2 protein-coding genes are annotated in these 2,499 nt (G+C 63.8%); both read right to left on the reverse strand.

Translation table 11 applies throughout. The features are described from left to right. Positions 1 to 122: 122 nt before the first annotated feature. A complete protein-coding gene (gene istB, locus AB4Z00_RS26465; protein WP_442047893.1) occupies positions 123 to 890 on the reverse strand; it encodes an IS21-like element ISSsp5 family helper ATPase IstB in 768 nt (255 codons plus the stop codon). Next, positions 887 to 2,380 (reverse strand): IS21 family transposase, encoded by a 1,494-nt coding sequence (gene istA, locus AB4Z00_RS26470; RefSeq protein WP_134096184.1) that lies wholly within the window; start codon positions 2,378 to 2,380, stop codon positions 887 to 889. The genes istB and istA overlap by 4 nt, the downstream gene beginning before the upstream one ends. Positions 2,381 to 2,499 lie beyond the last annotated feature (119 nt).

Consider the following 2,499-nt stretch of genomic DNA (forward strand, 5'->3'; position numbering starts at 1 on the left):
TGTCAACGGCGGCGCAAAAGTCGGCCACGGGGCGGAGTAAAACCAGGCCAGTGTGGCGGCCGCCCGGGGAAGTGGCGTGAGGGCGTAGCCCGAGGGCCACTTCCCCGGGCGTTGGCCTGATTTCAGGGGTTGGTTTTGGGCTTTCGGGCGCGGCTATGGGCGAGGCGGTAGCTCTCGCCATTCATCTCCAGGATGCTGACGTGATGGGTCAGCCGGTCGAGGAGCGCGCCGGTGAGACGTTCGGATCCGAAGGTCTCGGTCCATTCGTCAAAGGGCAGATTGCTGGTGATGAAAGTCGAGCCGCGTTCATAGCGCTGTGAGATCAGCTCGAACAGCAATTCGGCCCCGGTCTTGGAGAGCGGCACGAAGCCCAGTTCGTCGATGATGAGCAGCTTGTAACCAGCCATCTGTTTCTGGAAGCGCAGGAGGCGTCGCTCGTCCCGGGCCTCCATCATCTCGCTGACCAACGCGGCGGCGGTGGTGAAGCCGACGGACAGCCCTTTCTGGCATGCCGCCAGCCCCAGTCCGAGAGCCACATGCGTTTTGCCCGTGCCCGATGGCCCCAGAGCGATGGCGTTCTCGCGGCGCTCGATCCATTCGCAGCGCGCCATCTCGAGCACCTGCATCTTGTTGAGTCGGGGGATCGCGGTGAAGTCGAAGCTGTCGAGGCTTTTGACCGCGGGGAAGCGTGCCGTCTTGATGCGCCGCTCCACCATGCGACGCTCCCTGTCGATCATCTCCATCTCGATGAGCCGGGCGAGGAAGCGGATATGGTCGAGGCCTTCGGCCGCGCATTGCCGGGCCAGTTTCTGATGCTCACGAAGGCAGGTGGGCAGCTTGAGCGCCTTGAGATGGTGGGCGAGCAGGATCTCGGGGGCCTGACCGCTCATGCCGCTTCCTGCTTGTCGGACAGGAGGCTCAGGTAGGCTTTGGCCAAAGTCTTTTCGACCTTGGCCCTGGGCAGGAAGGGATAGACCTCAAGGTCGAGCCTGGGCGGCACGCGCTCCACCCGGCACAGGATCAGGTGCTTGACGGCATCGAAGCTGATGGCGCCCAGGTCGATGGCCTGTTCCACCGCCACCTGGAGATCGGCGATATCGAAGCTCTCCAGCAGGCGCAGCACCTGCACATACTCGCGCCTGCCATGCTTGTGCATGCGCGCTTCCATCAGGCGTTGCAGTGTCGCGAACGCCTCGGGCAGTTCCCATCCCTGCAGCGGCGCCGCCTGGTCCAGCGCATTGATCTTCTGTTCGATCAGCGGGAGATAATGAAGCGGATCGAAGATGACCTCGTCCCGCCGCCAGCAACGAGGATGCCGGGCGATGACCTCGCTGCGGCAGCCGATCACCACCTCATCGACATAACCCCGGACCCAGGCTTCTTGATGCCCCCAAGCCACCGGCACCGAATAGTCGTTGGTCTTGTAACGCACCAGGGACTGTGACGAGACACGTCCGCTGGTCTGGTCGCAAGCCTCGAAGGGCGAGGCTGGCAGGGGCTGCATCGCGGCAAGATCGCGCTGAAGCCGCTCGCCGATCGTCTCGCTCTCCCCCCGCAGCTTGTCGTCCTGGCGTTTGCGGCACTGCTCCTCGAGCCACAGGTTGAACGCCTCCCAGGTCGGGAACTGCGGGATCGGCACCATGAAGTTACGCCGGCAATAGCCAACGAGACCTTCCACATTGCCCTTCTCGTTCCCCTTGCCCGGGCGTGCGTAGCGATCGCGGATCAGGTAATGAGACAGGAAAGCGCTGAACAGCGATGCGCGCTGCCTCGTGCCGTCGGGCAGGATCTTCGCCACCAGGCAGCGATCGTTATCGTAGACGATCGAACGGGGCACCGCGCCGAAAAAGGCGAAGGCATGGACGTGACCATCGACCCAGGCTTCGGCCACCGCGGCCGGATACGCCCGGACATAGCACCCGTCACTGTGCGGCAGATCAAGCACGAAGAAGTGCGCCTTCTGCGTGACCCCGCCGATCATCACCAGCGCTTCCCCAAAATCGGCCTGAGCATCGCCCGTCGGGTGGGCCAGCGGCACGAACATCTCCCGGCTACGCTGCTCGCGCTCCCGGACGTAATCCTTGATGATCGTATAGCCGCCGGTGAACCCATGCTCCTGGCGCAGGCGATCGAATACCCGCTTCGCCGTATGGCGCTGCTTGCGCGGAACGCCCCGGTCCCCGTCGAGCCAGCCATCGATGATCGCTACAAACCCGTCCAGCTTCGGACGGCAAGGCGCTGCCTGGCGCCGGTAACCGGGCGGCGATGAAAACGACAGCATCTTGCGCACCGTGTCGCGCGACACATTGAAACGCTTCGCCGCGCTCCGCTGGCTCAGCCCTTCCGCGCAAGCCAGACGTACCTTCAGATAGAGTTCCACGCTGAAAATCCCCAGTCCTCCCTGCCAAGCAGAAAGGCTTCAAGGTGGACGACTTTTACGCCGCCCGCAGCGGACCTATCCCGCCGCTACCGTGGCCGACTATTCCACCGCCGTTCTCA

Origin of the sequence: Novosphingobium sp. YAF33, assembly GCF_052113265.1 — a bacterium.
GTDB lineage: Bacteria > Pseudomonadota > Alphaproteobacteria > Sphingomonadales > Sphingomonadaceae > Novosphingobium.